This window comes from Polynucleobacter sp. AP-Sving-400A-A2 (assembly GCF_018688155.1).
Lineage (GTDB): Bacteria > Pseudomonadota > Gammaproteobacteria > Burkholderiales > Burkholderiaceae > Polynucleobacter.
In genome coordinates this window covers 1,298,822-1,325,333 of record NZ_CP061312.1, presented here as the reverse complement: position 1 = coordinate 1,325,333, position 26,512 = coordinate 1,298,822, and the positions used below count along the sequence as shown (strand labels likewise).

Below are 26,512 nucleotides of genomic sequence, written 5' to 3'. Positions count from 1 at the left end.
CATTTCTTGATCTTGGTTAATTGATGGGTATAAACACTTATATCTAATAGCTCTTTAGAAGCTTTTATTGTGTAAGATATTTGTTACATAACTATTTTCTCGCTGCCTGACCCTTTTTGAAATTAATCCCATGATTCACAGCTTTAATCTTCAATTCAAGTCGTATATCAACGCCAGGGGGCAGAATTGAATTCTGTAACCCAGGAAGTGAAGATAGATTTCCAGCCCTTAAAAGAGCGTGGTCAAAGAGAGGTTTTCTGCGGGCTCACTGGGATTATCTGGTTACATCGAAAAATTCAGGATGCTTTTTTTTTGGTAGTCGGCTCCCGTACCTGTGCACACTTAATTCAGTCTGCTGCAGGAGTGATGATTTTTGCAGAGCCTCGTTTTGCAACTGCCATTATTGATGATCGTGATTTAGCTGGCCTTGCAGATGCAAATGATGAATTGGACAAGGTGGTAAAGCAATTACTCGAGCGTCGTCCAGATATCAAACTCTTGTTCTTGGTGGGCTCTTGTCCTTCTGAAGTGATCAAGTTGGATTTATCAAGGGCAGCACAACGCTTGGGTAAAACATTTGCGCCGAATGTACGCATTCTGAATTACTCTGGCAGCGGTATTGAAACAACCTTTACCCAAGGTGAGGATGCTTGTTTGGCTGCGCTAGTGCAGGATTTACCTAAATCTAACCAATCTGATGAAGTTGAGTTATTGGTGGTGGGTTGCTTAGCTGATGTTGTCGAGGATCAGTTTCATCGTATTTTTAAAGATCTGGGCTTAAAGTCTTTTGCTTTTTTCCCGCCACGCGAATCTACGCAAAGAATCGTTGTCGGCCCAAAGACTAAATATTTATTAGCTCAGCCATTTCTGACGGATACCGCTAGATTTTTAGAAAATATGGGTGCTCAAAGAATTGCTGCGCCTTTTCCATTGGGGGTAGAAGGAACGGAAAAATGGTTCTCAGCCGCTGCTACAGCTTTGAATGTTTCTCCTGAGGTATTTGAAAAAGTGATTGCTCCACAAAGGGATCGTGCCAATAAATCACTTGAACCGCATCGCGCAGTCTTGCAGGGCAAATCTATTTTCTTTTTCCCAGACTCTCAGTTGGAAATACCGTTAGCGCGTTATTTAAATAGAGAGTTGGGCATGAGTTTGATGGAAGTTGGCGTTCCATATTTGCATCGTCAGCACATGGCAGAAGAGCTAGCGATGTTGGATCCCAAGACTCAATTGTCCGAAGGTCAAAATGTAGAGAATCAATTAGACCGTTGTCGTGAGCAACAACCAGACATGGTCGTTTGTGGACTGGGTTTGGCTAATCCATTAGAAGCCGAGGGCTTTACGACTAAGTGGTCTATTGAGCTTGTCTTTACGCCGATTCAAGGATTCAATCAAGCGGCTGATCTAGCGGAGTTGTTTGCTCGACCCTTAACGAGAAAAGCGAAGCTCATGATGGCGGAGGCCGCATGAAGTTAACCCTCTGGACCTATGAAGGGCCACCGCATGTCGGTGCCATGCGAATCGCTACGGCAATGGAGAAAGTGCATTACGTGCTTCATGCCCCACAAGGAGATACCTATGCGGATCTCTTGTTCACCATGATTGAGCGGATGAAAAAGCGGCCGCCGGTGACCTATACGACTTTTCAGGCGCGCGATTTAGGTAGTGATACTGCAGAGTTATTTAAAGATGCTGCAAGAACAGCTTATGCCCGTTTTAAACCCGATTTATTGATGGTAGGCGCATCTTGTACGGCTGAACTCATTCAAGATGACCCAGGTGGATTAGCTGCCGCTCTCGATTTGCCAGTGCCAATATTACCGCTTGAATTACCGGCATATCAAAAGAAAGAGAACTGGGGTGCAGCTGAAACCTTTTATCAGATGGTCCGCCTATTAGGGCAGTCATTTATTTTGCCTCCAGGCCAGCAACGTCCAACACGAGCATCTGGCGCAAAGCCAAGTTGCAATATTCTAGGCCCTACTGCTTTAGGGTTTCGTCATCGTGATGATGTCGAAGAAATTTCACGCTTATTGCGTGACTTGGGCATTGAGATCAATGTGGTTGCGCCACTGGGTGCTGATCCAGCAGGTATTGCGCGCTTGCATGAGGCTGACTTTAATGTCAATTTATATCCAGAGACTGCAAATACTGCGGTAACTTGGATGAGTCGCAGCTTTGGTCAACCCTCAACCAAAACGATTCCTATTGGATTTAAAGGTACTAAAGCATTCATAGCTGAAGTCTGCCAGTTAGCCGGTATTGAATGTGATGTCGAAAAATTAAGCCAATCATCTAAGGCGCGTTGGTATGCCTTATCGGTAGACTCAACCTATCTCACCAATAAACGAGTATTTATATTTGGTGATGCTACCCATGCAATTGCTGCGGCGAAAGTAGCAGCTCATGAAATGGGCTTTAAGGTAGTTGGATTGGGAACCTATAGTCGCGAATTGGCTCGTGAAGTACGTGAAGCAGCTGCCGAACTTGGGCTTGAAGCAATCATCACAGATGATTATTTAGAAGTTGAAGAAAAGATTACTGAGCTTCAACCAGAGTTAATCCTGGGTACTCAGATGGAACGCCATATTGCTAAGCGCTTGAAAATACCTTGCGCAGTGATCTCATCTCCAGTTCATGTACAAGACTTTCCGTCCCGCTATTCTCCCCAAATGGGTTTTGAGGGTGCTTGCGTATTATTTGATTCTTGGGTCCATCCTCTCATGATGGGTCTAGAAGAGCATTTAATTGGCATGTTTAAAGGGGATTTTGAATTTCATGACGGTGCCATGCCATCGCATCTAGGGCATGCCTCCGCTCCTGCCAAAGAAAACTTAGATAAATCACCTGCTATGGCCCCCTCTAAAAATGGGGCGCCCGCTTGGGAAACTGATGCAGAAAAAGAACTCAATAAGATTCCCTTTTTTGTAAGGGGTAAAGCCAGAAGAAATACAGAGAGTTATGCGGTAGAGCAGGGGCTTATGAGCATTACATTAGAAACTTTGTATGATGCAAAGGCACATTTTAGAAGTTAAATATCGACCTCGTGTCGAGAAGAGTGAAGGTTAGAAAGCATGAAAGCAATCAACATACCCGTTTCAGATTTTCGCAGCGCTCCGCCTGATGGCGAGGGCAGTCTTCAGGTTCAACTCGATCCCAACTTGAAAATTGGTAAGGCTAAAGTATTTGCAATCTATGGCAAAGGCGGTATTGGTAAGAGCACTACCTCATCTAACTTATCAGTCGCTTTTTCTAAATTGGGAAAACGGGTTATCCAGATTGGTTGTGATCCGAAACATGACTCGACATTCACTCTCACCAAAAAACTGATGCCTACCGTAATCGACGTACTTGAGAAGGTAGATTTTCATTCTGAAGAGTTGCGCGTTGAAGACTTTGTTTATGAGGGTTATAACGGCGTGATGTGTGTAGAGGCAGGCGGGCCGCCAGCTGGTACGGGTTGTGGTGGCTACGTTGTCGGTCAGACCGTGAAACTTCTAAAAGAGCACCATTTGCTAGACGATACCGATGTCGTGATTTTTGACGTTTTAGGTGACGTAGTGTGCGGTGGCTTTGCTGCACCATTACAGCATGCTGATCGCGCACTAATTGTTACTGCTAATGACTTTGATTCTATCTTTGCAATGAATCGCATTATTCAAGCAATTGGTGCAAAAGCAAAAAACTATAACGTTCGATTGGGCGGTGTCATTGCGAACCGTAGTAAAGATACTGATCAAATCGATAAATTTAATTCTCAAGTAGGATTAAAGACTATGGCTCACTTTCCTGATCTGGATGTGATTCGTCGTAGTCGCTTGAAGAAATCCACTTTATTTGAAATGGAATACTCGCCTGAGCTTGAATTAGTCCAGCAAGAGTACATGCGTCTAGCTGCAGCACTCTGGCTCGGAGCGGATCCATTGCCATCTATCCCGATGAAAGATCGGGATATATTTGATTTGCTCGGCTTTGATTAAATAGCTTATTAGCTGTTTAATCGCTGGGCATGCCAACGAGCTTGGCTGTAATTTCCCAAAGATCCTTGCTCAGTTTTTCACTCTTGGCCTTCATGGAGAGCTCTTGAGCAAAAGGCTCTCTGATAGCGGAGTTACGATTACCCCAACTCCAGTGAACGCCGGATTGGGTAAAGCGAGGATCTGCTACTACCTGAGCAACACGCTCGCCAGCCAGTTCTTGACTTACAAAACCTTTAGTGATGTTTTTCTGAAACCAAGGAAATATTTTCTGGAAGAGTGGGGGCGTATCTCGAAAGAGTGCCGTCTCAGCTACGCATCCAGGGTAGAGGGTATTGAAGATCACCCCAGTGTTTGCGTGATATCTTTTTTGCAACTCTCGATTCATGATCATATTGCATAACTTACTGTCTTTATAGGCTTTGCCTGGCTTAAAAGGCTTTCCATTGATCATGGCAATCGGTGCCTTAAATCCAGCCATGAGGCCTTCTAGAGCGCCAATATCTGCAGGGGCTGGAATCGGGACCTTGCCCCCGAATTCTTCTGAGTTTGCCGTCACAGTTCCCAAAGTTATAAGGCGAGCATGCTCACCTTTTGCTGCCGTTTTCTTGAGATTTTCTAGCAGCATTCTGCTTAATACATAGTGCCCAAAGTAATTCGTAGCTACGCTGATCTCAAATCCCTGAGGCGAGCGTGCTGGTTCTTTTAAGAGGGGTAAGTAGGTTGCGGCATTGCAGAGCAAGGCATTGAGTTTTTGACCGCTATCATTAAAGCGCTTTACAAATGCATGAACGCTGTCCAGATTGCCTAAGTCCAGTTGCCAGATTTCATATTGGCTTGAATCGAATTGATGGGCCTTGGCAACCAACTCCATTTTCTTTGGGTCTCGGACTGCCAGTATTAGCCTCCAATTTCGGGCTAGAAGGGCCTTGGCAGTATGTAAACCAACACCAGATGAGGATCCGGTAATAATTGCAAGCGGTTGAGTTGTAGTGGAGGTCATTTTTCTATTACAGTCTTAGTTTTGGTAATAATGAATTATTGTCATTTTAAGGCTAGACGCAATGTATCTAAAAGTACTCAAGATTATTGCTGTTGTAATAACGGCATTTCTATTTCTTGCTGCTCTCTATTTATGGACTCCTGACAAGTCTAAAGCAGAGTTGGAGAAAGTCTATGGATCACCTAAAACTGCTTATGTCAGTGCCTTGGGAGTCAATATTCATTATCAGGACACTGGACCATCTAAAAATCCAGTCCCCATTTTATTTTTGCACGGCTTCGGATCTAGCTTGCAGACTTGGGATGCCTGGACAGAGGCTTTAAGTAGTGAGTACCGTGTTATTTCCCTTGATTTACCAGGCTTTGCTCTGACGGGTGAGGACCCTAGTGGAATCTATACCGATCAGAGAAGTGTGGAAGTCATCGAAGCCTTCTTAAAAGCATTGCAGATTCCGAAGGTAGTGCTGGTTGGTAATTCAATGGGCGGAAAGTTTGCCTGGCAGTTTGCTGCACGTTACCCGGATCAAGTTGCCAAGTTGGTACTCATATCCCCAGATGGGTATGCCAGCCCAGGAATGGAGTACGGTAAAAAGACGGAGGTTCCCGCCATCGCTGAGCTTTATCGCTACTTCTTTTCTAAAACTTTTTTGGCGATGAATCTAGAGCCAGCTTACGCTAATCCAAAAACATTAAATGATGCTTTGGTAAATCGCTATTACGATCTAATGCTAGCCCCAGGAGTGAGGGGGGCAATTTTGGCTCGTATGCAGCAAACGGTTTTACAAGACCCAATTCCTTCTTTAGCAACTATCAAGGTGCCCACATTATTACTTTGGGGTGAAAAAGATGCTTTTATCCCTATTACCAATTCCAATGATTATTTGAAGGTGATGCCCAATGCTAAGAGAGTATCCTTGCCTAATATTGGACACTTACCGCAAGAAGAGCAGCCAGCCATCGGTCTTGCTGCTCTCAAAGAGTTTTTATAAGTCATGAAACGCATACCCTTAGATTGGCCCAATCGACAACATAGCAGGCTTATCTCTGTTGGAGATTTAGATTGGCATGTTCAGCTCACAGGTAAGGGCCCAGTAGTTTTGCTACTGCATGGCACTGGAAGTTCAACCCACTCTTGGTCAGATTTGATTCCTCTATTAGAGCCCCATGCGCAAGTGCTAGTGCCAGATTTACCAGGCCACGCTTTTACCCAGGGTGCAAAATTAGAAGACCTCAAGCTAGATGTCATTGCGCATTCATTGCAAAAACTCATCGAGCAATTGGGGATTGAAGCGCCCTCGATCGTAGTAGGGCATTCTGCTGGGGGGCCCCTAGCGGTACGTTTTGCGGTAGCTGCAGCAAAACAGCCAAAGCTAGTCATTGCTTTAAACCCGTCCTTTATACCACCACCACCTGTTTACACTAGTTTCTTTGGACCGCTCTTAGGCCCAATTACCAGATCTTCAACACTCTCTAGTTTGCTTGCTTCACTATCACCTAGTTTGGGAATGGTGGATAAGTTATTAGATTCAACAAATACCAATTTGCCAGAGGCCCGAAGAGTGTATTACCGCAAACTTTTTGAACGCTCAGACCACGTGCGCGGCTCAATGAATTTCATGGCAGCAGCAGACATTCAAAAAGTGTTAGCCGAGGCTAATTTGTATCACGGTAAATTAATTTGTGTATTAGGTAATCAAGATGCGTGGATTCCAGCGAGGCCTCTAGAGAAGATTATTGGGGATTATTTCCCGGCCGCAGAGATTGTGAAGTGGGAGGGCGGTCACATCATGCATGAGCTTGAGCCAAGCAGAGTGGCGAAGATGATTCTAGAGGGGCTAGCTTAGCTAAGCCTTTTTAAGCCCCTGCATAATTGCTTGAGAAACTTCGTTTGCACCTGCATTCGGCAAGGGCAGGTACATCGAGCCAAGCATTGCTGCTATTGCTTTACCTTCATCTCGAGCTTGCGGTGATGTATCAATCCATAAGGATTTAAAAGAGTAATGAGAAGCAGCGCGTGCTGACTGCTGAGCATCTTCCATTGCTTTCGGTCTGCCGGGAGAGCCATCTTTAGCAATGTTGGCTCGACCATCCGTTAAGAATACGAGAGCGGGAGTAAGGCCTTTTCTCATCGATGCGCTAGCTATCTCAAAAGATTCATCAATAGCCCGCGATAGAGGAGTGCCCCCTCCACCTGGTAACCCACTTAAGGCGCGCTTCGCCTTTACCAATGATCGTGTAGGGGCAAGAACGAGTTCAGCAACACTACCTCTAAATGACATCACTGCTACTTGATCACGCCTTACATAGCATTCAGCTAATAAAAGTTCTACAGCACCCTTGGCTTCAGCAAGACGATGCATCGCCGAGGAACCAGAAGCATCCACAATAAACATCGTTAAAGTTTGAGTCCGCTCTTGATAACGCTTGATTCTAAAATCTTCTTTGCGAATGAGGATTTTTCCTGCGGGGATAGATTTACCAGCCGCCTTCATTTCTGCTCTACGCACGCCTTGCCAAGGAACGGCAGCTCGCAAGGTATCAATAATGCTCAAGGTTTTACCGCCTTCAGGCATGCCGGGCATATTGCCTAGGGGGCGCCCACGCACACGCCCAACTTTGACAGCGCCTGTTTTTCCGCCCATCCCTTTAGGCGTTTTCAAATCCGCTAAATCAGCTAGGCGAGACAAGAGATCGGCAGGTATTGCTGCTTGAGCAGCTTCGAGAATTTCATCATCGAGAGCTTGGGGATTTTCTGAATCTGTTTTCTCAGGCTCATCCTCATCCTTCTCGTTCTCTTCCTTTTTTTCTTGATCCTGGCTTTGATCTTCAGTAGGTTCTGGCGGAGGCGGCTGATCTTGATCTACGTTTTCTTCTAGCTGCTCATCTGATTGTTCTTCATCAGTCGGAGCTTCGTTTTCATCTTCAGGCGGAGGCGCACTTTGCGGTAAGCGGGTTGCTCTGGGTGATAACACTAAAGCAATAGCGCGCTGGAGGTGCATGCTACTGACTTCTGATTCCCTATCAAAAGCAGCTAAACATTTCGCAGTATTGAGTGCTAAGTTCAAAGCACGAATTGAAAAAATACCGAGTTGCTCAGCAACGCCTACAAGCGCGCTCAAACTATCTTCGCTGATGCTGACATTTGAGAAATTTTCTCGAGCGTAATCCAGTGACTGCGTATCCGGCAAAAAATCATCATCTGTTTCTGGTAAATCTCTCCAGCCGATGATGTCGAGGTTTAAAAGAAAGGCAGTTCTTTGCCGAATTTTTTCATTAGGTTGTTCGTCATCCTCGATGCCTTCATCTAGAGCAACAACACCAAAGTGACTTTCAATTCTACGGCTTTGACCATCACGCTCAATCGCAATGAATCCATTGTCTAAGGCACTCACCACTTTTGCTACGGCACCTACTTCAACTCTTTCAGCCATTGGCATGAGTAATAACTGCTGATCACATTGAGCGAGGAGTCCCTGCCTGAGAACAGCTTTACCAGTTCGTAAAGTTTGATCAAGATCGATACCGCCAATCAGATTCTCATCAGAAATTCCAAGTGGCATTTTACGCAAGGGCATGCGCATACCGCCTAATTGAGCAACGGTATTGAGATAAGCTAGCCAACGATCTCTGACAGGCCCAGAACGCGCACGCAAAATCACGCCTCCCAGACCATGTGGATTGATGACTAAGAGTTGAGCAACCTGGAGCGCCCGCAACCAGGTTTCGAGTTTGGCACTCTTGCTGATCTCTTGGGTTTGTTCTGGAGTTTCCAAAAGACTGTATTTATTGATTGATCTTGCTTACTTACTTGCTTCAGGGAATAACTCTTCTAAGGCTCTTCTGACTCGCACAGCAGAGCTAGAATCATCTAGGGGGTTACGCCTGAGACGATGCTGCAAGGCGGGTACTGCAATCTTTTTCAGATGCTCAATCGTGACATGATTTTTTCCGCACAAGGCTGCATAAGCACGAGTTGCGCGCAGTAGTGTTAATTCGCCACGCAAGCCATCTGTTCCCAGGTGACTGCAAAGTTGAGTGACTTTCTCGAGCATATCGTCATCCACTTTGACTGAAGGCAATTTCTTTTTACCTGCTTGGATCTGTTGTCGAATGATCTCATCTTCTTTTTCCCAGATCGCCATGAATTTTTCTTGGTTGCGCTCAAACTCATCGCGACGTTTAATAATTTCTACCCGAGACTTTGGTTCTTGAGGCGTCTTGACTTCCACCGCAAGACCAAAACGGTCTAATAGCTGTGGACGTAATTCACCTTCCTCTGGGTTTCCGCTTCCGACTAATACAAACTTAGCTGGGTGACGAATACTCAAGCCTTCCCTCTCAACTACGTTTGCGCCAGAAGCAGCAACGTCTATCAATAAGTCGACTAGGTGATCCTCTAAAAGATTGACCTCATCTATATACAGAAAGCCGCGATGTGCTTTAGCAAGTAGGCCTGGCTCATATGCTTTTTCTCCAGAGCTCAAGGCTTTTTCAATATCTAACGCGCCAATCACTCGGTCTTCAGTGGCGCCTAATGGCAGGTCAACTACTGGCACAGCTTTCTTAATGGCCTTCAGTTTGCCGCCAACCTTGAGTTTGGCTCTGAGTTCATCGCACACTGGGCAAGTTCCGCTTGCAGCATTTGGATCGCAGGCATAGACACAATCTTGGACTGAGCTCATTTCTGGAAGTAATGCGGCTAGTGCGCGCACTGCTGTGGATTTGCCGGTACCGCGGTCGCCCATCACTAGCACGCCCCCAACACTCGAGTCGAGGGCCGCAATCAGGATTGCCAATTTCATGTCCTCTTGACCAACAATTGCCGAGAAAGGGTAGTTACGTGCCATTCAGATTCCTTGAAATTGTGTAATTCAAACCTGCATATTTGATTTATTGCACAGCAGCAAATCAATCAATGAGTGATTAATCCCATAAATATATGGCATTAAATTTTTACTAGGATTTACCCTTAAATGATAGCTTTATATGAAATAAAGTGTCAATTTTAGTTGACAGTATTGTAGGAATCTTAAAGAATCAAACTAAGACAAAAAAGTAAAAAGTAAATTTTTCAAATTTGACCTTTTTAATAAAACTTATTTAATGCTGACAAAAACAAAAGCTTCCAATCTGCATGAGTCTATCAAGCTGGTGCTTGTTACGATGGATACTCATTTAAATAGCGCCGCAAACCGTGCCTATGAGGACCTCAAGAAGACGATTCCGGGGGCGACTTTAAAGATTCACTCAGCCAGTGAGTTTGCCGGTAATCCAGAGCATTTACAAAATTGTAAGGATGACATTGCTAGTGGCGACATTGTGATTGCCACAATGTTGTTCTTGGAGGATCACTATTTACCCATCCTGGATGATCTCAAAGCAAGGCGAGAACATTGCGATGCCATGGTTTGCGCCATGTCTGCAGGAGATGTTACTAAGTTAACAAAAATTGGCAAGCTGGATATGAGTCAGCCAGCTAGTGGTTTAATGGCGATGCTCAAAAAGTTGCGCCCAAGCGCCAAAGATAAAGATGGCAAGAGTAAAGCTTCGACTGCTGGCGCAAAGCAAATGAAAATGTTGCGCGTGATTCCACAGATGTTGCGCTTTGTACCGGGTACCGCACAAGACCTCAGAGCTTATTTCTTATCGCTGCAGTATTGGTTGGGCGGCTCTCAAGAAAATATGTACAACATGATGGTCAACCTCATCAATCGCTACGCCTCAGGCTCGCGTGAGACTTTGCGTAAAAATGCTAAGGCACTTGATCCCGTTGAATATCCAGATTCTGGTGTATATCACCCCCGCATGAAGAATCGTCTTAGCAATAAGTTAAGCGATTTACCTAAGGTAGTGCCGGATGCAAAAGCGCGTGGCAGAGTAGGACTCTTAGTCCTTCGCTCTTACTTGGTGTCTGGTAATAGCGGTCACTATGATCCAGTTATTGCCGCATTAGAGGCTCAAGGCTTGCAGGTAGTGCCTGCTTTTGCTGCTGGCTTAGATGCTCGTCCAGCAATTGATGACTACTTTAGTCAAGATGGTAAGCCGACCATCGATGCCATGATTTCTTTAACGGGCTTCTCTTTGGTGGGTGGACCAGCCTACAACGATGCCCATGCAGCTGAGGAGGTGTTGGCTAAATTAGATATTCCCTACATTGCTGCTCACCCAGTAGAGTTTCAGAACCTGGAGCAGTGGGGTAGTTCTGAGCGCGGCTTACTTCCAGTTGAGAGCACCATCATGGTGGCTATTCCTGAGTTAGACGGTTCTACTATCCCGATGGTTTATGGCGGACGTCCTGGTGCATCTGGCACGACTTGCACTGGTTGTCATAAGCAATGTTCATTTACGGATGACCACAATCCTCAGGATATGTTTACCTGTACCGAGCGTGTTGGGATGCTAGCTGCACGTGTAGGTAAGTTAGTTGACCTGCGTCGTTCGGAACGCGCAGAGCGCAAGGTAGGTATCGTATTGTTTAACTTCCCGCCAAATGCCGGAAATATTGGTAGTGCAGCTTACCTCAGCGTATTTCAGTCGCTGCAGAATTTATTAGTCGGTATGAAAGACCGTGGCTACACCGTCGATGTTCCAGAATCGGTTGATGAGTTGCGCGACTCCATTTTAAAAGGCAACGCTCAGCAATATGGTGCAGATGCTAACGTTCATACCTTGATTCCCGTAGATGATCATGTGCGTCGTGAACGCTGGTTAAAAGAAATCGAAGCTCAATGGGGTCCAGCCCCAGGTAAGCAACTTTCAAACGGTAGCTCGATCTTTGTGCTTGGCAAACAGTTCGGCAATATACTGATTTCTGTTCAGCCTTCTTTTGGTTATGAAGGTGATCCTATGCGCTTGTTGTTTGAGCGTGGCTTTGCTCCGACTCATGCTTTCTCTGCCTATTACCGTTACTTGCGGGAAGACTTTGCTGCTACTGCAGTGATTCACTTTGGTACGCATGGTGCACTGGAGTTCATGCCTGGCAAACAAACCGGTATGAGTGGCGCGTGCTGGCCAGATCGTTTAATAAATGATCTACCGAATATTTATTTGTACGCATCGAATAATCCTTCCGAGGGTGCGATTGCGAAGCGTCGCTCTGGTGCAACGCTGATTAGTTACCTCACGCCTCCGGTAACGCAAGCAGGTTTGTATGCTGGCTTGGCAGATTTGAAAGCCTCTATCGAGCGCTTTAGATCCTTGGATGTAGATGCGCATCAAGAACGTCTTGATTTAGCTGAATTGATTCAGGCCCAAGCTGCAGAGATTGATCTATGTAAAGCGGAACCCGTATGGGACAAGTCTGATGTGGAGGGCTTGCAAAATACAGTGAGCAATCTCTTTAATGAATTGCTTGAGCTCGAGTACACCTTAATACCCCATGGCTTGCATGTAGTTGGGGCTGTACCTCCACTTGCTGAGCGCTTTGGTTTATTAAAAGCGATGGCTGATGTGGCATTGGATCACCCTATAGAGGATGTCGTAGTCGAGGCTCTCATGAATGGTGAGAAGTTTGACAAAGTGATCGATGCCAATCCGGAGTTACTTGAATTGGGTAGTCGTGAAACTCTAGAAGATTTATTTGGCAAGATGGTTAAGTCTAATGAACTGATGTCTGCAGAGACTGAGGTGACTGGGATGTTGGATGCCTTAGACGGGCGCTTCATTCGACCTGCTGCAGGCGGTGATGTGATGCGCAACCCCGAAGTGCTCCCTACAGGCCGTAATTTGCATGGCTTTGATCCTTTTAGAATTCCGAGCGTCTTCGCTGTTAAGGATGGCGCTAAGCAAGCTCAGCGCATTCTCGATAAGTACCAAGAGGATAGTCATGAGCTCCCAGAATCGATTGCGATGGTTTTATGGGGTAGTGATAACTTGAAATCTGAGGGCGGGCAAATTGGTCAGGCTCTCGCATTGATGGGCGCTAAACCACGCTTTGATAGTTATGGCCGATTGGCTGGCGCACAATTAATTCCTTTGAGCGAGCTTGGTCGTCCAAGAGTCGACGTAGTCATTACTTTGTCTGGAATCTTCCGAGACCTCCTACCTTTGCAGATTAAATTGTTAGCTGAGGCCGCATTTATGGCCGCCTCTGCTGAAGATGAGCCGCTTGAGCAAAACTTCATTCGTAAACATTCCTTGGCTTACCAAAAAGAACATGGATGTGACTTAGAAACTGCTTCACTCCGGGTTTATGGCAATGCTGATGGCGCTTATGGATCGAACGTGAGTAATATGGTTGAAAACAGCGTGTGGGAAGAAGAGGATGAGCTCGCTGAAACCTATACCCGTAGAAAAGGTTTTGCTTTTGGACGCGCCGGTGTGCCGATTCAAAATAACGCTTTGTTGAAGAGTGTTTTATCCGATGTACAAATGACATATCAAAACCTAGACTCGATGGAGTTGGGAGTTACTACGATTGATAACTACTTTGATACTTTGGGCGGCATTACTAGGGCAGTGAAGCGGGCAAAGGGTGGGGCTGATGTGCCGGTATTTATCGGTGACCAAACGAAGGGCGAAGGCGCCGTCAGAACTCTCTCGGAACAAGTTTCTTTAGAAACTCGTACTCGTATGCTCAATCCAAAATGGTATGAAGGCATGCTAGAGAGTGGTTACGAGGGCGTAAGACAAATTGAGGTTCATATCACCAACACCATGGGATGGTCAGCAACTACAGGCCAAGTTCAACCCTGGGTATATAAGCAACTGACTGAGACTTTCATGCTGAACCCAGAAATGCGGGAACGTTTGGCAAAGCTCAATCCTACTGCCGCGGCGCGATTAGCGAATCGCCTTACAGAGGCATCACAAAGAAATTACTGGCAGCCTGATGCAGAGATGCTGAAGCAGATGAAAGAAGCAAATGATGAGCTTGAGGATCGTCTCGAAGGTATTTATGACAACGTTGCTGTAGCCGCTTGAGGAAATGAATATGAATATGCTAGATCGAATCAACCAAAGCCTTGAAGATGCAATGCATTTGTCCTACTCTAAACAGGGTCCAAAGTTGTTGCAGGAGGCAATGCACTATTCAGTGTTTCCTGGTGGAGCCAGAATTCGTCCTCAATTGTGTTTAGCGGTAGCATCCGCTTGCGGGGATGATGATCCAGCTCTATCCAATGCGGCTGCTAGTGCGATTGAGTTATTGCATTGTGCGTCTTTGGTCCACGATGACTTGCCTTGTTTTGATGATGCGGAGTTGCGACGTGGCAGACCTTCGGTACACGCGGCCTATGGTGAGCGTATTGCTGTTCTCGCGGGCGATGCCCTCATCGTTTTGGCTTTTCAGTGTCTAGCAAGCTCAGGTACTCGTTCAATATTCCGCCTAGCCCCATTGATGAACACAATTGCAATGAGCGTGGGATCCCCCCATGGAATTGTTGCTGGCCAAGCCTGGGAGTGTGAATCAAAAGTAGATTTGGTTGATTACCAGCGAGCCAAAACTGGATCTCTATTTGAGGCGGCGACTGCTGCTGGTGCACAAGCAGCTGGAGCTGATGCAGCGACTTGGAGACCGTTGGGGGAGTGGCTCGGCGAAGCTTATCAAGTAGCGGATGATATTCGTGATGTGGTTGCAGACCAGAGTGTTTTAGGAAAACCTTGCGGTCAGGACATTGCTCATAATCGTCCCAGCTCTGCAAAAGATTTAGGTTTAACGGGAGCAGTACAACGTTTTGATGAATTAGTGCAAAAGGCAATTGCCTCGATACCGCATTGCAAAGGCGAGAAAATGTTGCGCGGCTTAGTGCGGCAAGAGTCGGAGCGGCTAGTGCCATCAGATTGGTTTAAGGATAAAGAGAGAAAGATTCTAGTTAGCCAAGCTAGTCATTCTTAAGCCGCACCCTGTTTTTTCTCATTCATAAATTGCCATTCATGGAACGTTTCTTCGATTGGCGTAATCGTCTAATTGCCTCACCGAGCTTTCAACGCTGGGCTACCCGTTTTCCACTCACTCGCTGGATAGTCAGAAGGCAAGCCTCCGATATCTTTGATTTAATGGCAGGCTTTGTCTACACCCAAGTTCTGCTTGCTTGCACCCAAGTTAATCTTTTTGACATCTTGGCAAAGGGTGCCGTGAGCTTTAACGATCTTCAAAAACAAGTATCCTTAAAGCCGGCCGGCTTAAGGCGTTTACTAGATGCAGCAGTTGCTATCCAGTTGCTGGTCAAGCGTAGCGATGATCGTTATGCCCTCAGTATGAAAAGCGCTCCATTAGTCGGCAATGTTGCCATTCTGGATATGGTCAAACACCATGCTGATTTTTATCGCGACTTGTCCGATCCAATAGCTTTGTTACAGGGCGATAAAAGTTCTGTTGCTCTAAATGAGTACTGGTCCTACATCACGCCTGAGCAGGGCGCCGCACCAGAAAATTTATCCGCAGAAACAGTTGCTGACTACTCTAGATTGATGGCTCATACCCAATCACTGGTGACGGATGAGATTATCGATGCCTATCCAATGGCTAAGCACGACATTGTTTTAGACATCGGTGGCGGCCAAGGTGTATTTATTAAAAGATTGGCTAAGCGCTACCCCCACCTTACTTTTAAATTATTTGATATTCCTGGCGTGGCAGAGCTCTCTAATGCCCACTTTAAGGAAATTGGTCTCTCGAATAGAGCGCAGGCCGTAGGCGGAAACTTTTTTCAAGACCCTCTACCTAAAGGTTGTGATCTGGCAACCCTTGTTCGAGTCATCTTTGATCATGATGACGCTCGAGTAAAGCAGTTGCTTGCCAATGTGTTTGACGCCCTCAATCCAGGTGGGACTTTATTGCTTGCAGAGCCTATGGCCGAGACCAAGGGATTTGAGGCAATGGGACATGCTTATTTTGGCTTTTATCTCCTAGCAATGGGCAGGGGAAGACCTAGAACTGAAGCAGAAATTAGTGGTTTATTACGTCAAGCTGGCTTTACGGGTATCAGACTACTAAATTCTTATATGCCGTTAAATGCTCAAATATTGCAGTGCAATAAACCTGGCTAAATTAGCTGATAAACCTTGTAAAAGACCTATCCGTACAGGTTTTTTCAAATTAATTGGGTTAGTAGAGAAAACCCCTAGATGACAAATTGGTAAATACAGGTTAAAAACAAAGTGTAAATATTTTTGTACACTTTTAATCCAAAAAAAAGAATCCTTAGCCAGAAATGACCAGTCAATATCAAACAAGAGCGATCGTTCTGGAAAGACCAGAAAGTGTTGCTCTTACCGATCTTGAATTAACCCCCATGACCCCCATTGATGTCTTGGTTGATATGGAGTGGAGCGGAATCAGCACTGGTACAGAAAAATTATTGTGGACTGGAAAAATGCCGAATTTTCCTGGCATGGGCTATCCATTGGTGCCTGGTTATGAGTCTGTAGGCAGAGTAGTGGAAGCGGGTGCAGATTCTAATTTAAAGATCGGTCAAAGAGTATTTGTTCCTGGAGCAAAGTGCTACGGAGAGATTAAAGGCTTGTTTGGTGGCGCGGCATCGCGGGTGGTCGTGGATAGTAATCGCGTAATTGCTATTCAAGATCATTTGGGTGAAGAAGCGATCCTTTTTGCTTTAGCTGCGACTGGCCACCACGTGACTTCTGGTCCTGGACAAGAGCAGCCAGATTTGATTATTGGTCATGGCGTATTAGGCCGCTTAATTGCACGGATTGCAGTTGCTAAGGGTAAGCGCCCGGTAGTGTGGGAGACCAATGCAGGGCGCCGTGAAGGTGCCGTAGGTTACGACGCAATAGATCCCAAAGATGATCAAGTTAAAAAATATAAAACGATTGTGGATGTCAGTGGTGATGCCCGCTTAGTTGATACGCTGATCAGCTGCCTTGCTCCTGGCGGAGAAATTGTTTTGGCAGGATTTTATGACACGATTTCTTTCTCATTCCCTCAGGCCTTTATGCGAGAAGCACGCATTCGCATTGCGGCGCAGTGGGCGCCTGGAGATTTAGTGGCAATAAAAGATTTAGTTGAGTCCGGAAAATTAAGTTTGGATGGTTTGATTACGCATCGTTCTTCACCGAATGATGCAAATGCCGCCTATCACACGGCTTTCAATAATGTTGATTGTTTAAAAATGGTTCTAGATTGGAGAAATCTGCAATGAGTTCATCAGACATCCCAGCAACAGCAACAATTCAGTTTATGGACTTAAAAAAGGAGGCTGCTATTGAGCCCGATCCAGTTTCCACTGGTCCAGTGACTAAAGAAACCCAAATCATTGCTATTTATGGCAAGGGCGGTATTGGTAAGAGCTTTACCCTTGCCAACCTGTCATACATGATGGCTCAACAAGGCAAGAAAGTTTTATTGATTGGATGCGATCCAAAGAGTGATACCACTTCACTCTTGTTCGGCGGTAAAGCTTGCCCAACCATTATTGAAACCTCCTCTAAGAAAAAATTAGCCGGCGAGTCTGTTTCGATTGGTGATGTTTGCTTTATTCGTGATGGTGTATTTGCGATGGAGCTAGGCGGTCCAGAGGTGGGACGTGGATGCGGTGGTCGCGGCATTATTCATGGCTTCGAAACATTAGAAAAATTAGGCTTCCATGATTGGGGATTTGACTATGTACTTCTCGACTTTTTGGGTGACGTAGTTTGCGGCGGCTTTGGTTTGCCGATCGCTCGAGACATGTGCCAAAAAGTGATCGTGGTTGCTAGTAATGATTTGCAATCTCTTTATGTTGCGAACAACGTTTGTTCAGCGGTGGAGTACTTCCGTAAATTAGGCGGTAACGTTGGTGTAGCAGGCATGGTGATCAATAAAGATGACTTAACCGGTGAAGCTCAGGCTTTTGCTGAGAAGGCTGGTATTCCAGTTTTAGCGGCTATCCCTGCGAACGAAGATATTCGTCGCAAGAGTGCTAGTTATGAAATTATTGGCCAGCCTGGCACACAGTGGGCTCCGCTATTCGAAGAGCTCGCTACTAATGTTTCAGAAGCTCCGCCAGTACGTCCAAAGCCTTTAACTCAAGACGAACTGTTGGGCTTGTTCTCCTCAGAAATTACTGGTCGCGATGTAGTTTTGAAGCCCGCTACCGTTAAGGACATGATGGGTAAAGACGAAGTCATTAAGAAAACACTCGAAGTTATCTACGACCAAGCCTAAAGAAATAGAGAGCAATACGCCGTTATGAATAAAACAATTATTCCCATTACCCCAGAGGAAAAGTTAAAAACTGATCCGACGCTAGGAGATGGCTTAGGTTGTCATTCTGGTGAAGCAGAGATGCTGGCTGCGGCAAAGGCTGCGGGTAAGTCAGAAACATTGCAGCAGTATGCAAAAGACTATCCCAAGGGACCACATGATCAGCCGCAAAGTATGTGTCCTGCATTTGGTGCATTACGTGTAGGGTTGAGAATGCGCAGAACTGCCACTATTCTTTCTGGCTCTGCATGCTGCGTTTATGGCCTCACTTTTACTTCCCATTTTTATGGCGCACGCCGAAGCGTTGGTTATGTGCCATTTAATTCAGAGACATTGGTTACTGGTAAGTTGTTTGAAGATATTCGTGATTCCGTCTATCAAGAAGCTGATCCAGAAAAGTATGACGCTATCGTCATCATTAATTTATGCGTACCAACTGCTAGTGGTGTGCCACTGCAATTGTTACCAAAAGAAATTAATGGTGTACGTATCATCGGCATTGATGTGCCAGGTTTCGGCGTGCCAACTCATGCTGAGGCAAAGGATGTATTGGCTGGCGCAATGCTCAATTACGCTCGTAATGAAGCGATGTCTGGTCCAGTCCAAGCACCTCGCGCTGGTCGCTCAAGCAAGCCAACGATTACTTTATTAGGTGAAATTTTCCCCGCTGATCCAGTTGGTATTGGCATGATGATTGAGCCGATGGGTTTAGCAGTCGGCGCTTCAGTACCTACTCGCGAATGGCGTGAAATGTATCAGGCGCTTGATTGTGTAACGGTGGCTGCATTACATCCTTTTTATACTTCGTGTATCCGTGAGTTTGAAGCGGCAGGACGCTCCATTGTTGGCTCTGCCCCAGTAGGTTACGAGGGTACTGCTCGTTGGTTGGAAGCTATTGGCAAGTCCACAAATACTCCACAAGATTTAATTGCAGCTGCACAAAACCGTATCCTCCCAGCAATTAAGGGTGTGCTTGCTGCTGCTCCAATTAAAGGACGCATTACCTTAAGTGGTTACGAAGGTTCAGAGCTTATCGTGGCACGTTTGCTGATTGAGAGTGGCGCTGATGTACGTTACGTTGGCTCAGCATGCCCACGCACTCCTTGGAGTGATGAAGATCGCGAATGGTTAGAGGCAAAGGGCGTTCACGTTCAATTCCGCGCCTCTTTAGAGCAAGATTTAGCTGCAATGAAAGAGTTCAAGCCTGACTTAGCAATTGGAACTACTCCAGTAGTTCAAGCAGCTAAGCAAGCCTCCATTCCTTCGCTTTACTTTACGAATTTGATTTCAGCAAGACCGTTGATGGGTCCTGCGGGCGCTGGATCGCTAGCGCAAGTGATCAATGCTGCGATTGGTAATCAAGCGCGCTTTGATGAGATGAAGGCTTTCTTTGGCGATGTTGGATCTGGTTATAAATCAGGGGTTTGGGAGAATGTTCCACAAGATCACCCAGAGTTCAAGGCCGAGGTCCGTCGCAAGCTTGAGAAAAAATTGAAGAAGCGCAAAGCTGAGGAGATGATGTAATGTTTGTCATCGATCATGATCGTGCTGGTGGATATTGGGGTGCAGTATATGTGTTTACTGCTATCAAAGGATTGCAGGTAGTTATTGATGGACCAGTTGGCTGTGAAAACTTACCCGTAACTTCAGTCCTGCACTATACCGATGCGCTACCTCCACATGAGTTGCCGATTGTAGTTACCGGTCTAGAGGAAGAGCAGTTAGGTCGTGAAGGCACTGAGGGCGCAATGAAACGTGCCCATGCCACTTTAGATCCTGATCTTCCGGCTGTAGTCGTAACCGGCTCTATTGCAGAAATGATTGGCGGCGGCGTTACTCCTGAGGGTATGAATATTGCCCGTTTCTTACCAAGAACCATCGATGAAGATCAATGGCAATGTGCTAATCGCGCAATGTATTGGTTATGGAGTGAATACGGCACTCGCAAGATTCCAGAACGTAAACCAAGAGCCGAAGGCGAAAAGCCCCGCGTGAATATTATTGGACCCTGCTACGGTACGTTCAATATGCCTAGTGATCTAGCCGAGATTCGCCGTCTAGTTGAAGGTATTGGTGCTGATATCAATATGGTCTTCCCATTAGGTTCTCACTTAGCTGAAGTTGAGAATTTAGTGAATGCAGACGTGAATATCTGTATGTATCGTGAATTTGGTCGTATGCTTTGCGAAGCTCTAGAGCGTCCCTATTTGCAAGCTCCACTGGGTTTGCATAGCACTACTCAATTCTTGCGCAAACTAGGTGAATTATTGGGCTTAGATCCTGAGCCATTTATTGAGCGTGAAAAACACACCACCATTAAGCCAATTTGGGACTTATGGCGTTCAGTGACTCAAGATTTTTTCAGTACAGCCAGTTATGCAGTGGTTGCTAATGAAACTTATACCCGAGGTATTCGTCATTTCTTATCAGATGAGATGGGTCTGCCTTGCAGCTTTGCAGTTCCTAGAAAGCCTGGAGAGAAAACCAATAATCAAGAGGTTCGCAAGCTCACCAAAGAGAAGCCACCGCTAGTAATGTTTGGCAGCTACAACGAAAGAATGTATCTGGCTGAAACTGGTAGTAAAGCCTCTTACATTCCTTCGTCTTTCCCTGGTGCGATTATTCGCCGTCATACCGGCACCCCATTTATGGGTTATGCCGGTGCGACATACATCATTCAAGAATTTTGTAATGGTTTGTTCGATGCACTCTTTTATATCCTGCCATTGGGTACCGATATGGATAAAGTCGATTCCTCATTAACGCGTACTTATCGTTCCAATGCCTTGCCTTGGGATCAAGATGCTCAAAAACTAGTGGCTGACTTTATTAAAACTAGACCGGTTTTAATCCAGATTTCTGCTGCTAAAGAGATGCGCGATCGTGTAGAGCAAGATGCAGAGAAGGCTGGCGAAGAGAGAATTACAGCTGCCAGAGTGAAGTCTTCTTGCAAAGAAATTACTGAGGAGGTCGAGGCATGAGTTCTTCCTCAACAAAAGTCAATTACAACAAATCAATTGGTTTGTTGAAAACGGAATGTGGCATGCCGTACGCTACAGCCCATGTCGCGCGGGTTAAGCGCGGTAACGGCCGCAAGGCTATTTTTGAAGGAGGTAATTGGTTATGAGCGATCACAGAACAGGTTCAATATCTGGCCTTACTGATGACGAAGCCAAGGAGTTTCACCAGTTGTATATCCAAGGTTTAGTTGGTTTTACTTCTATAGCTGTAGTTGCCCATATTTTGGTTTGGGCATGGCGTCCTTGGTTCCATTGAAATCGGAATAAATCTTAGGGGAATGATATGAAAATGGATCACGTTATTAGCAAAGAAAAAAATATGATTAGAGAAGACTCAATCACTTTTAATCTTATTTTTATTTTATGTTTCATAGTGTGTTTTGTTATTTCTTTATTTACCCAGATTTTGCCAACGAAGTGGAGTTCTTGGCTTCCTGGAGCTGAAGAAAAATCGCTTATCGATGGTACGAGGTCGGCAGTTTATGGTTTTATGTCTTATTTAAATTAGGAGAAGATTATGTGGAGAATTTGGAAACTTTATGATCCATTGCGATCAATGGTTGTTCAAGGTGTTTTCCTGTTTGGTCTTGCAGCAATGATTCACTTGATTTTGCTAAGTAGTGTTCGTTTCAACTGGTTGGATGGTTTAAGCCAAGCCCAGTTTAAGGCGATGGAAGCTAAATCAGGTTCTGCAATGCCACCATCAGTTCCAGCAGCAAAGTAATTTGTATAAAAAAATGGTGAATAGGGTTAGGTTAAATCGCTTCTTAGCTCAACCCTATTTATCCATTCATCGGAGAGCATAAAAAATGGCCATGCTTAGTTTTGAAAGAAAGTATCGCGTTCGAGGCGGTACATTAGTCGGTGGGGACTTATTCGATTTTTGGGTGGGGCCGTTTTACGTCGGATTTTTTGGTGTTACCACCGTTTTATTTTCTTTTTTAGGTACCGCACTGATTTTGTGGGGTGCTTCACAGGGTCCAACATGGAACCCTTGGCAGATCAATATCGCGCCACCGGACATTAGTTATGGACTTGGTTTTGCCCCCTTGCTAGAAGGCGGGCTGTGGCAGCTGATTACGGTTTGTGCTTTAGGTGCATTCCTTTCGTGGGCCTTGCGAGAAATGGAGATTTGTCGAAAGCTCGGTATGGGACTTCATGTTCCCTACGCCTACTTAATGGCGGTATTTGCTTATTTCACTTTGGTTATCGTTAGGCCAATACTATTAGGTGCATGGGGTCATGGCTTTCCTTACGGCATCTTGAGTCACTTGGACTGGGTCTCCAATACAGGCTATCAGTACCTCCATTTTCATTACAACCCAGCGCATATGATTGCGGTGACTTTATTCTTCACCACCACCTTTGCTTTGGTATTACACGGCGGTTTAGTTTTGTCGTCTACAAATCCACAAAAAGGCGAGTTTGTTAAAACGCCTGAACATGAAGATACCTTCTTTAGAGACACGATTGGTTATTCAGTTGGTACCTTAGGAATTCACCGAGTTGGATTATTTCTAGCCTTAGCAGCGGTTTTTTGGAGCGCGGTTTGTATTGTGATTAGCGGCCCATTCTGGTCTCGTGGTTGGCCGGAGTGGTGGGGTTGGTGGTTGAACTTGCCAATTTGGCGTTAAGAGGAATTTAAATTATGGAATATCAAAATCTATTTACTCAAGTTCAAGTAACTGCTCCGCCGCATCATGGGGTAGCTATAGATCCTCGTGATGAACGAGAGCGTTTTGGCACGCCAACTATGTTTCATTTGCTAGGGCGTTTGGGGAATGCGCAGCTTGGACCTATTTACTTAGGTGGTTTAGGCGTTGCTTCTTTATTTTTTGGCATTATTGCAATTCAGATTATGGGTTGGAATATGTTGGCCTCTGTGAATTGGAACCCAATTGAATTCGTGCGCCAATTATTCTGGCTCTCTTTAGATCCACCACTTCCAAAGCATGGCTTGTCTTTATTCATGCCCCTTAATGAGGGTGGTTGGTGGATGATGGCTGGCTTCTTCTTGACTGTCTCGATTTTATTGTGGTGGGCAAGAACGTATCGCCGAGCTATTGCTTTGGGTATGGGAACGCACATTGCCTGGGGTTTCTTGGCAGCAATTTGGCTCTATCTCGTATTGGGATTTATTCGCCCTCTCATGATGGGTAGTTGGAGTGAGGGTGTTCCGTTTGGAATCTTCTCGCACTTAGATTGGACTGCTGCGTTCTCATTGCGTTATGGAAATCTTTTCTATAACCCTTTCCACATGCTGTCAATTGTTTTCCTATACGGATCAGTACTCCTCTTCGCAATGCATGGCGCAACTATTTTGGCAGTCAGTCGCTTTGGTGGTGAACGGGAGATTGAGCAAATTGTCGATCGCGGTACAGCTTCGGAGAGAGCAGCTCTGTTTTGGAGATGGACCATGGGTTTCAATGCAACTATGGAATCGATTCACCGTTGGGCTTGGTGGTTTGCGGTGTTAACCCCTTTAGTCGGCGGTATCGGCATTTTGCTAACCGGCACTGTTGTGGATAACTGGTATTTATGGGCAGTGAAACACCATGTTGCGCCTTCTTATCCTTATGTTTTTGGTACTCCTTTACCGGACCCAGCAACTTCTGGATTTATCGCACCTGCCGCACCTACTTACATAGGAATAGGAGTTAAGCCATGAAGCAATTAAGAAGATATCTAATATTGCCGGCTTTATTTGCGAGTGTTTTGCTCCTGTCTGGCTGCGAGAGACCTCCAATGGAAACTGTTCAGCATGGCTTCCGTGGAACGGGAATGGATTTGATTTATAACCCGCGCATATTAGCTGAGCAAGCTGATAAAAATGCTGTGCCTGTTTCATATGGGCCAGCGCCAGCAGAGGGGCCAAAAGCAGGGGCTGTTTATCAAAACGTGAAGGTACTGAATAATTTGAGCGTTGCTCAATTTAGCGCATTCATGGTTTCGATGACTAGCTGGGTTGCGCCAGAGCAGGGCTGCACTTATTGCCATAACGCAGCAAACTTTGCAGATGACTCCTTGTATACCAAGAAAGTCGCGCGCAATATGATTTTGATGACTCAACGTGTGAATACCCAATGGCAAGACCACGTCGCTCAGACGGGTGTCACTTGTTATACCTGTCATCGTGGCAATAACATTCCGGAGCAAGTTTGGTTTAAGGAGCCTAAGCAACAAACAGGTAATGGACTTTTGGGTAATAAAGACGGACAAAATACTCCAGTTGCTGCCTCGGGCTATTCGTCTCTTCCGAATGCGTATTTCGATCAATACCTCTCAAAAAATAGCAATATTAGAGTGGCGGGAGATACGGCATTGCCAACCGGTAATAAGCACAGCATCAATGAGACTGAATCTACCTATGGATTGATGATGCATTTCTCTAAATCATTGGGAGTCAACTGCACGTATTGTCATAACAGTCGCAACTTCGCTTCTTGGGAAGAGAGTCCTCCCCAAAGAACCAAGGCTTGGTATGCTATTCGGATGGCCCAAGATATCAACAATAACTATATGGAGCCTATTCAAGGATTATTTCCTCCGCATCGTTTAGGTCCTACTGGTGATGTTGCTAAGGCGAATTGTGGTACTTGCCACCAGGGTGCATACAAGCCACTGAATGGTGTATCCATGTTGACGGACTATCCATTTTTAACGGGCCCCGCTAAGACAATGCAGAAGCCTAAAGATGCTCCACCATCAGCAAAATCGGTGGCAATGAAGTAATCTATAGTTTGTCCTAACTAATAGCGTCATAGGATAAATATGACGCTATTTTTTTGTAGAAAAGTTGGTTCTTGGAAATGTTAAAAAAAGCTGACTTGAGGGAAGATAAAGTATCCACTGCCATTGTGATTGGAAGTGGATTTGGCGGATTGGCATCTGCGATTCGTTTATCTTGTAAGGGCTACAAGGTCATTGTTATAGAAAAGCTAGATGCTCCTGGTGGTAGGGCATACGTACATCATCGCGATGGATTTACCTTTGATGCGGGGCCTACCATCATTACAGCCCCATTCCTACTTGAAGAATTATGGGAATTGTGTGGAAAGAAGATGTCAGATGATGTTGATCTGCGCCCAATGGATCCTTTTTATCGTATCCGTTTTGATGACGGTACACACTTTGATTACACGGGTGACCCCGCCAGAATGCGTGCTGAAGTTGCTAAGTTTGCACCAGAAGACTTGCCAGGTTATGAGCGATTTTTGGCTGAGGCCGAAAAATGTTACAAGCTTGGTTTTCAGGAGCTCAGCTCAACTGCGTTTGATTCAATCGGCGATTTAATTCGTGCAATTCCATCAATGATCAAGATGCGGGCTTGGGAGAGCATCTACAAGTTAGTTGCGCGCCATTTAAAAAATGACAAGATACGTCAAGTGATGAGTTTTCATCCGCTTTTGATTGGTGGCAATCCTTTTTCTGTCACTGCAGTCTATGCGCTCATCAACTCTTTAGAGCGACGCCATGGGGTCCATTCTGCAATGGGTGGAACCGGCTCTTTAATTAAGGGTATGGCTGGCTTGTTGGCAGGTAGGGGGGTGGAAATCCGCCTGAACTCTGAAGTGAAGCGTATTGAAGTGGCCGATGGTAAGACTCAAGGCGTAACCCTTGCCAATGGTGAATTTATTCCCTCAGATATTGTGGTCTCCAACGCGGATGCTGCTTGGACTTACAAAAAACTCATCGCACCAGAGCATCGAAAAGTATGGACTGATGCTAAGGTTGATAAGAGTAAATACTCGATGAGTCTTTTTGTTTGGTACTTCGGCACGGACAATCAATACCCGGACGTTCCACACCATATGATCTTATTGGGTAAGCGTTATAAAGAGTTATTGACGGATATCTTTAAGAGACATGTACTGGCAGATGACTTTAGTCTCTATTTGCATAGGCCAACTGCTACTGACCCATCCTTAGCACCTGCGGGTGGCGATGCCTTTTATGTATTGGCTCCAGTACCGAATTTAGAAAGCGGCACAGACTGGGCTAAAGAGGCTGAGCCCTATCGTCAAGCGATTGCCAAGTATCTAGATGAAAGCGTTTTGCCTGGATTTGAAAAGCATCTCAAAACATCCTTTCTCATGACCCCTCAAGATTTCCAAGATCGTCTCTTGTCAGTCAAAGGCGCTGCCTTTGGTTTTGAGCCGCTCTTACTTCAAAGCGCTTGGTTTAGGCCGCACAACCGTAGTGAAGATATTCAGGGGCTTTATATGGTCGGTGCTGGCACTCACCCGGGTGCGGGTATCCCCGGTGTTTTATCTTCAGCAAAAGCATTAATGTCTGTAGTAGCAGAACCTAAAAAAATCGCTGCATAAAGTTTAAATCAGTTTATTGAATTCTTTACAGTAAAGCGTCTA

General features: G+C 45.5%; 22 protein-coding genes. 19 read left to right on the top strand and 3 right to left on the bottom strand.

Going from position 1 to position 26,512, the window contains the following annotated elements:
• Positions 1–186 precede the first annotated feature (186 nt).
• From C2758_RS07000 to bchL, 3 genes are read left to right on the top strand one after another with little or no spacing between them, the layout of a single operon-like run.
• Positions 187–1,470, top strand: a complete 1,284-nt coding sequence (locus C2758_RS07000; protein ID WP_215327546.1) for a ferredoxin:protochlorophyllide reductase (ATP-dependent) subunit N — start codon at positions 187–189, stop codon at positions 1,468–1,470.
• The gene (bchB, locus tag C2758_RS06995) at positions 1,467–3,035 is read left to right on the top strand and encodes a ferredoxin:protochlorophyllide reductase (ATP-dependent) subunit B (protein WP_215327545.1); all 1,569 of its coding nucleotides are present in this window, start codon (positions 1,467–1,469) and stop codon (positions 3,033–3,035) included. Before C2758_RS07000 ends, bchB begins: the two co-directional genes overlap by 4 nt.
• A gap of 39 nt (positions 3,036–3,074) precedes the next feature.
• Positions 3,075–3,980, top strand: coding sequence for a ferredoxin:protochlorophyllide reductase (ATP-dependent) iron-sulfur ATP-binding protein (gene bchL, locus C2758_RS06990; RefSeq protein WP_112294323.1), 906 nt, complete (start codon positions 3,075–3,077; stop codon positions 3,978–3,980).
• Positions 3,981–3,996: 16 nt separating this feature from the next.
• Here the strand turns inward: bchL and C2758_RS06985 are convergent, their stop codons facing one another.
• On the bottom strand, positions 3,997–4,980 hold the full coding sequence (locus tag C2758_RS06985) for a protochlorophyllide reductase (protein ID WP_215327544.1): 984 nt from the start codon (positions 4,978–4,980) through the stop codon (positions 3,997–3,999).
• 61 nt (positions 4,981–5,041) lie between these two features.
• On the opposite strand from C2758_RS06985, the gene C2758_RS06980 reads away from it, so the two are divergent.
• Both C2758_RS06980 and bchO read left to right on the top strand, forming a co-directional pair.
• Positions 5,042–5,968 carry an alpha/beta fold hydrolase gene (locus C2758_RS06980; protein ID WP_215327543.1) on the top strand — a complete coding sequence of 309 codons (927 nt, stop codon included), beginning with the start codon at positions 5,042–5,044 and terminating at the stop codon, positions 5,966–5,968.
• A 3-nt stretch (positions 5,969–5,971) separates the two neighbouring features.
• Positions 5,972–6,823: an alpha/beta fold hydrolase BchO gene (bchO, locus tag C2758_RS06975; protein ID WP_215327542.1), complete on the top strand. Its 852-nt coding sequence runs from the start codon at positions 5,972–5,974 to the stop codon at positions 6,821–6,823.
• Here the strand turns inward: bchO and C2758_RS06970 are convergent, their stop codons facing one another.
• Together C2758_RS06970 and bchI are read right to left on the bottom strand one after the other, a co-directional pair.
• On the bottom strand, positions 6,824–8,752 hold the full coding sequence (locus tag C2758_RS06970) for a magnesium chelatase subunit D (RefSeq protein WP_215327541.1): 1,929 nt from the start codon (positions 8,750–8,752) through the stop codon (positions 6,824–6,826).
• 27 nt (positions 8,753–8,779) lie between these two features.
• A complete protein-coding gene (bchI, locus tag C2758_RS06965) occupies positions 8,780–9,826 on the bottom strand; it encodes a magnesium chelatase ATPase subunit I (protein WP_215327540.1) in 1,047 nt (348 codons plus the stop codon).
• A 256-nt stretch (positions 9,827–10,082) separates the two neighbouring features.
• On the opposite strand from bchI, the gene C2758_RS06960 reads away from it, so the two are divergent.
• The 14 genes from C2758_RS06960 (at position 10,083) to C2758_RS06895 (ending at position 26,470) form a co-directional block, all read left to right on the top strand.
• On the top strand, positions 10,083–13,901 hold the full coding sequence (locus C2758_RS06960; protein ID WP_215327539.1) for a magnesium chelatase subunit H: 3,819 nt from the start codon (positions 10,083–10,085) through the stop codon (positions 13,899–13,901).
• A gap of 10 nt (positions 13,902–13,911) precedes the next feature.
• Positions 13,912–14,814 carry a polyprenyl synthetase family protein gene (locus C2758_RS06955; protein WP_215327538.1) on the top strand — a complete coding sequence of 301 codons (903 nt, stop codon included), beginning with the start codon at positions 13,912–13,914 and terminating at the stop codon, positions 14,812–14,814.
• A gap of 38 nt (positions 14,815–14,852) precedes the next feature.
• The gene (locus C2758_RS06950; RefSeq protein ID WP_215327537.1) at positions 14,853–15,968 is read left to right on the top strand and encodes a methyltransferase; all 1,116 of its coding nucleotides are present in this window, start codon (positions 14,853–14,855) and stop codon (positions 15,966–15,968) included.
• Between the two features lie 164 nt (positions 15,969–16,132).
• Positions 16,133–17,080, top strand: coding sequence for a chlorophyll synthesis pathway protein BchC (gene bchC / locus C2758_RS06945; RefSeq protein ID WP_215327536.1), 948 nt, complete (start codon positions 16,133–16,135; stop codon positions 17,078–17,080).
• Positions 17,077–18,084 (top strand): chlorophyllide a reductase iron protein subunit X, encoded by a 1,008-nt coding sequence (locus C2758_RS06940; RefSeq protein WP_215327535.1) that lies wholly within the window; start codon positions 17,077–17,079, stop codon positions 18,082–18,084. The genes bchC and C2758_RS06940 overlap by 4 nt, the downstream gene beginning before the upstream one ends.
• Positions 18,085–18,108: 24 nt before the next feature.
• Positions 18,109–19,647 (top strand): chlorophyllide a reductase subunit Y, encoded by a 1,539-nt coding sequence (gene bchY / locus C2758_RS06935; protein WP_251369163.1) that lies wholly within the window; start codon positions 18,109–18,111, stop codon positions 19,645–19,647.
• A complete protein-coding gene (gene bchZ, locus C2758_RS06930; RefSeq protein WP_215327534.1) occupies positions 19,647–21,104 on the top strand; it encodes a chlorophyllide a reductase subunit Z in 1,458 nt (485 codons plus the stop codon). Before bchY ends, bchZ begins: the two co-directional genes overlap by 1 nt.
• On the top strand, positions 21,101–21,250 hold the full coding sequence (locus tag C2758_RS06925) for a hypothetical protein (protein WP_215327533.1): 150 nt from the start codon (positions 21,101–21,103) through the stop codon (positions 21,248–21,250). Before bchZ ends, C2758_RS06925 begins: the two co-directional genes overlap by 4 nt.
• Positions 21,247–21,399 carry a light-harvesting antenna LH1, beta subunit gene (gene pufB / locus C2758_RS06920; RefSeq protein ID WP_112294336.1) on the top strand — a complete coding sequence of 51 codons (153 nt, stop codon included), beginning with the start codon at positions 21,247–21,249 and terminating at the stop codon, positions 21,397–21,399. The genes C2758_RS06925 and pufB overlap by 4 nt, the downstream gene beginning before the upstream one ends.
• Before the next feature lie 261 nt (positions 21,400–21,660).
• Positions 21,661–21,867, top strand: a complete 207-nt coding sequence (gene pufA, locus C2758_RS06915; protein WP_215327532.1) for a light-harvesting antenna LH1, alpha subunit — start codon at positions 21,661–21,663, stop codon at positions 21,865–21,867.
• Between the two features lie 85 nt (positions 21,868–21,952).
• Positions 21,953–22,777, top strand: coding sequence for a photosynthetic reaction center subunit L (pufL, locus tag C2758_RS06910; RefSeq protein WP_215327531.1), 825 nt, complete (start codon positions 21,953–21,955; stop codon positions 22,775–22,777).
• A gap of 14 nt (positions 22,778–22,791) precedes the next feature.
• Positions 22,792–23,811, top strand: a complete 1,020-nt coding sequence (gene pufM, locus C2758_RS06905) for a photosynthetic reaction center subunit M (protein WP_251369162.1) — start codon at positions 22,792–22,794, stop codon at positions 23,809–23,811.
• Positions 23,808–24,875 carry a photosynthetic reaction center cytochrome PufC gene (pufC, locus tag C2758_RS06900; RefSeq protein WP_215327530.1) on the top strand — a complete coding sequence of 356 codons (1,068 nt, stop codon included), beginning with the start codon at positions 23,808–23,810 and terminating at the stop codon, positions 24,873–24,875. Before pufM ends, pufC begins: the two co-directional genes overlap by 4 nt.
• A 77-nt stretch (positions 24,876–24,952) precedes the next feature.
• Entirely contained in the window at positions 24,953–26,470 is a 1,518-nt protein-coding gene (locus C2758_RS06895) for a phytoene desaturase (protein WP_215330171.1), read from the top strand.
• Positions 26,471–26,512 lie beyond the last annotated feature (42 nt).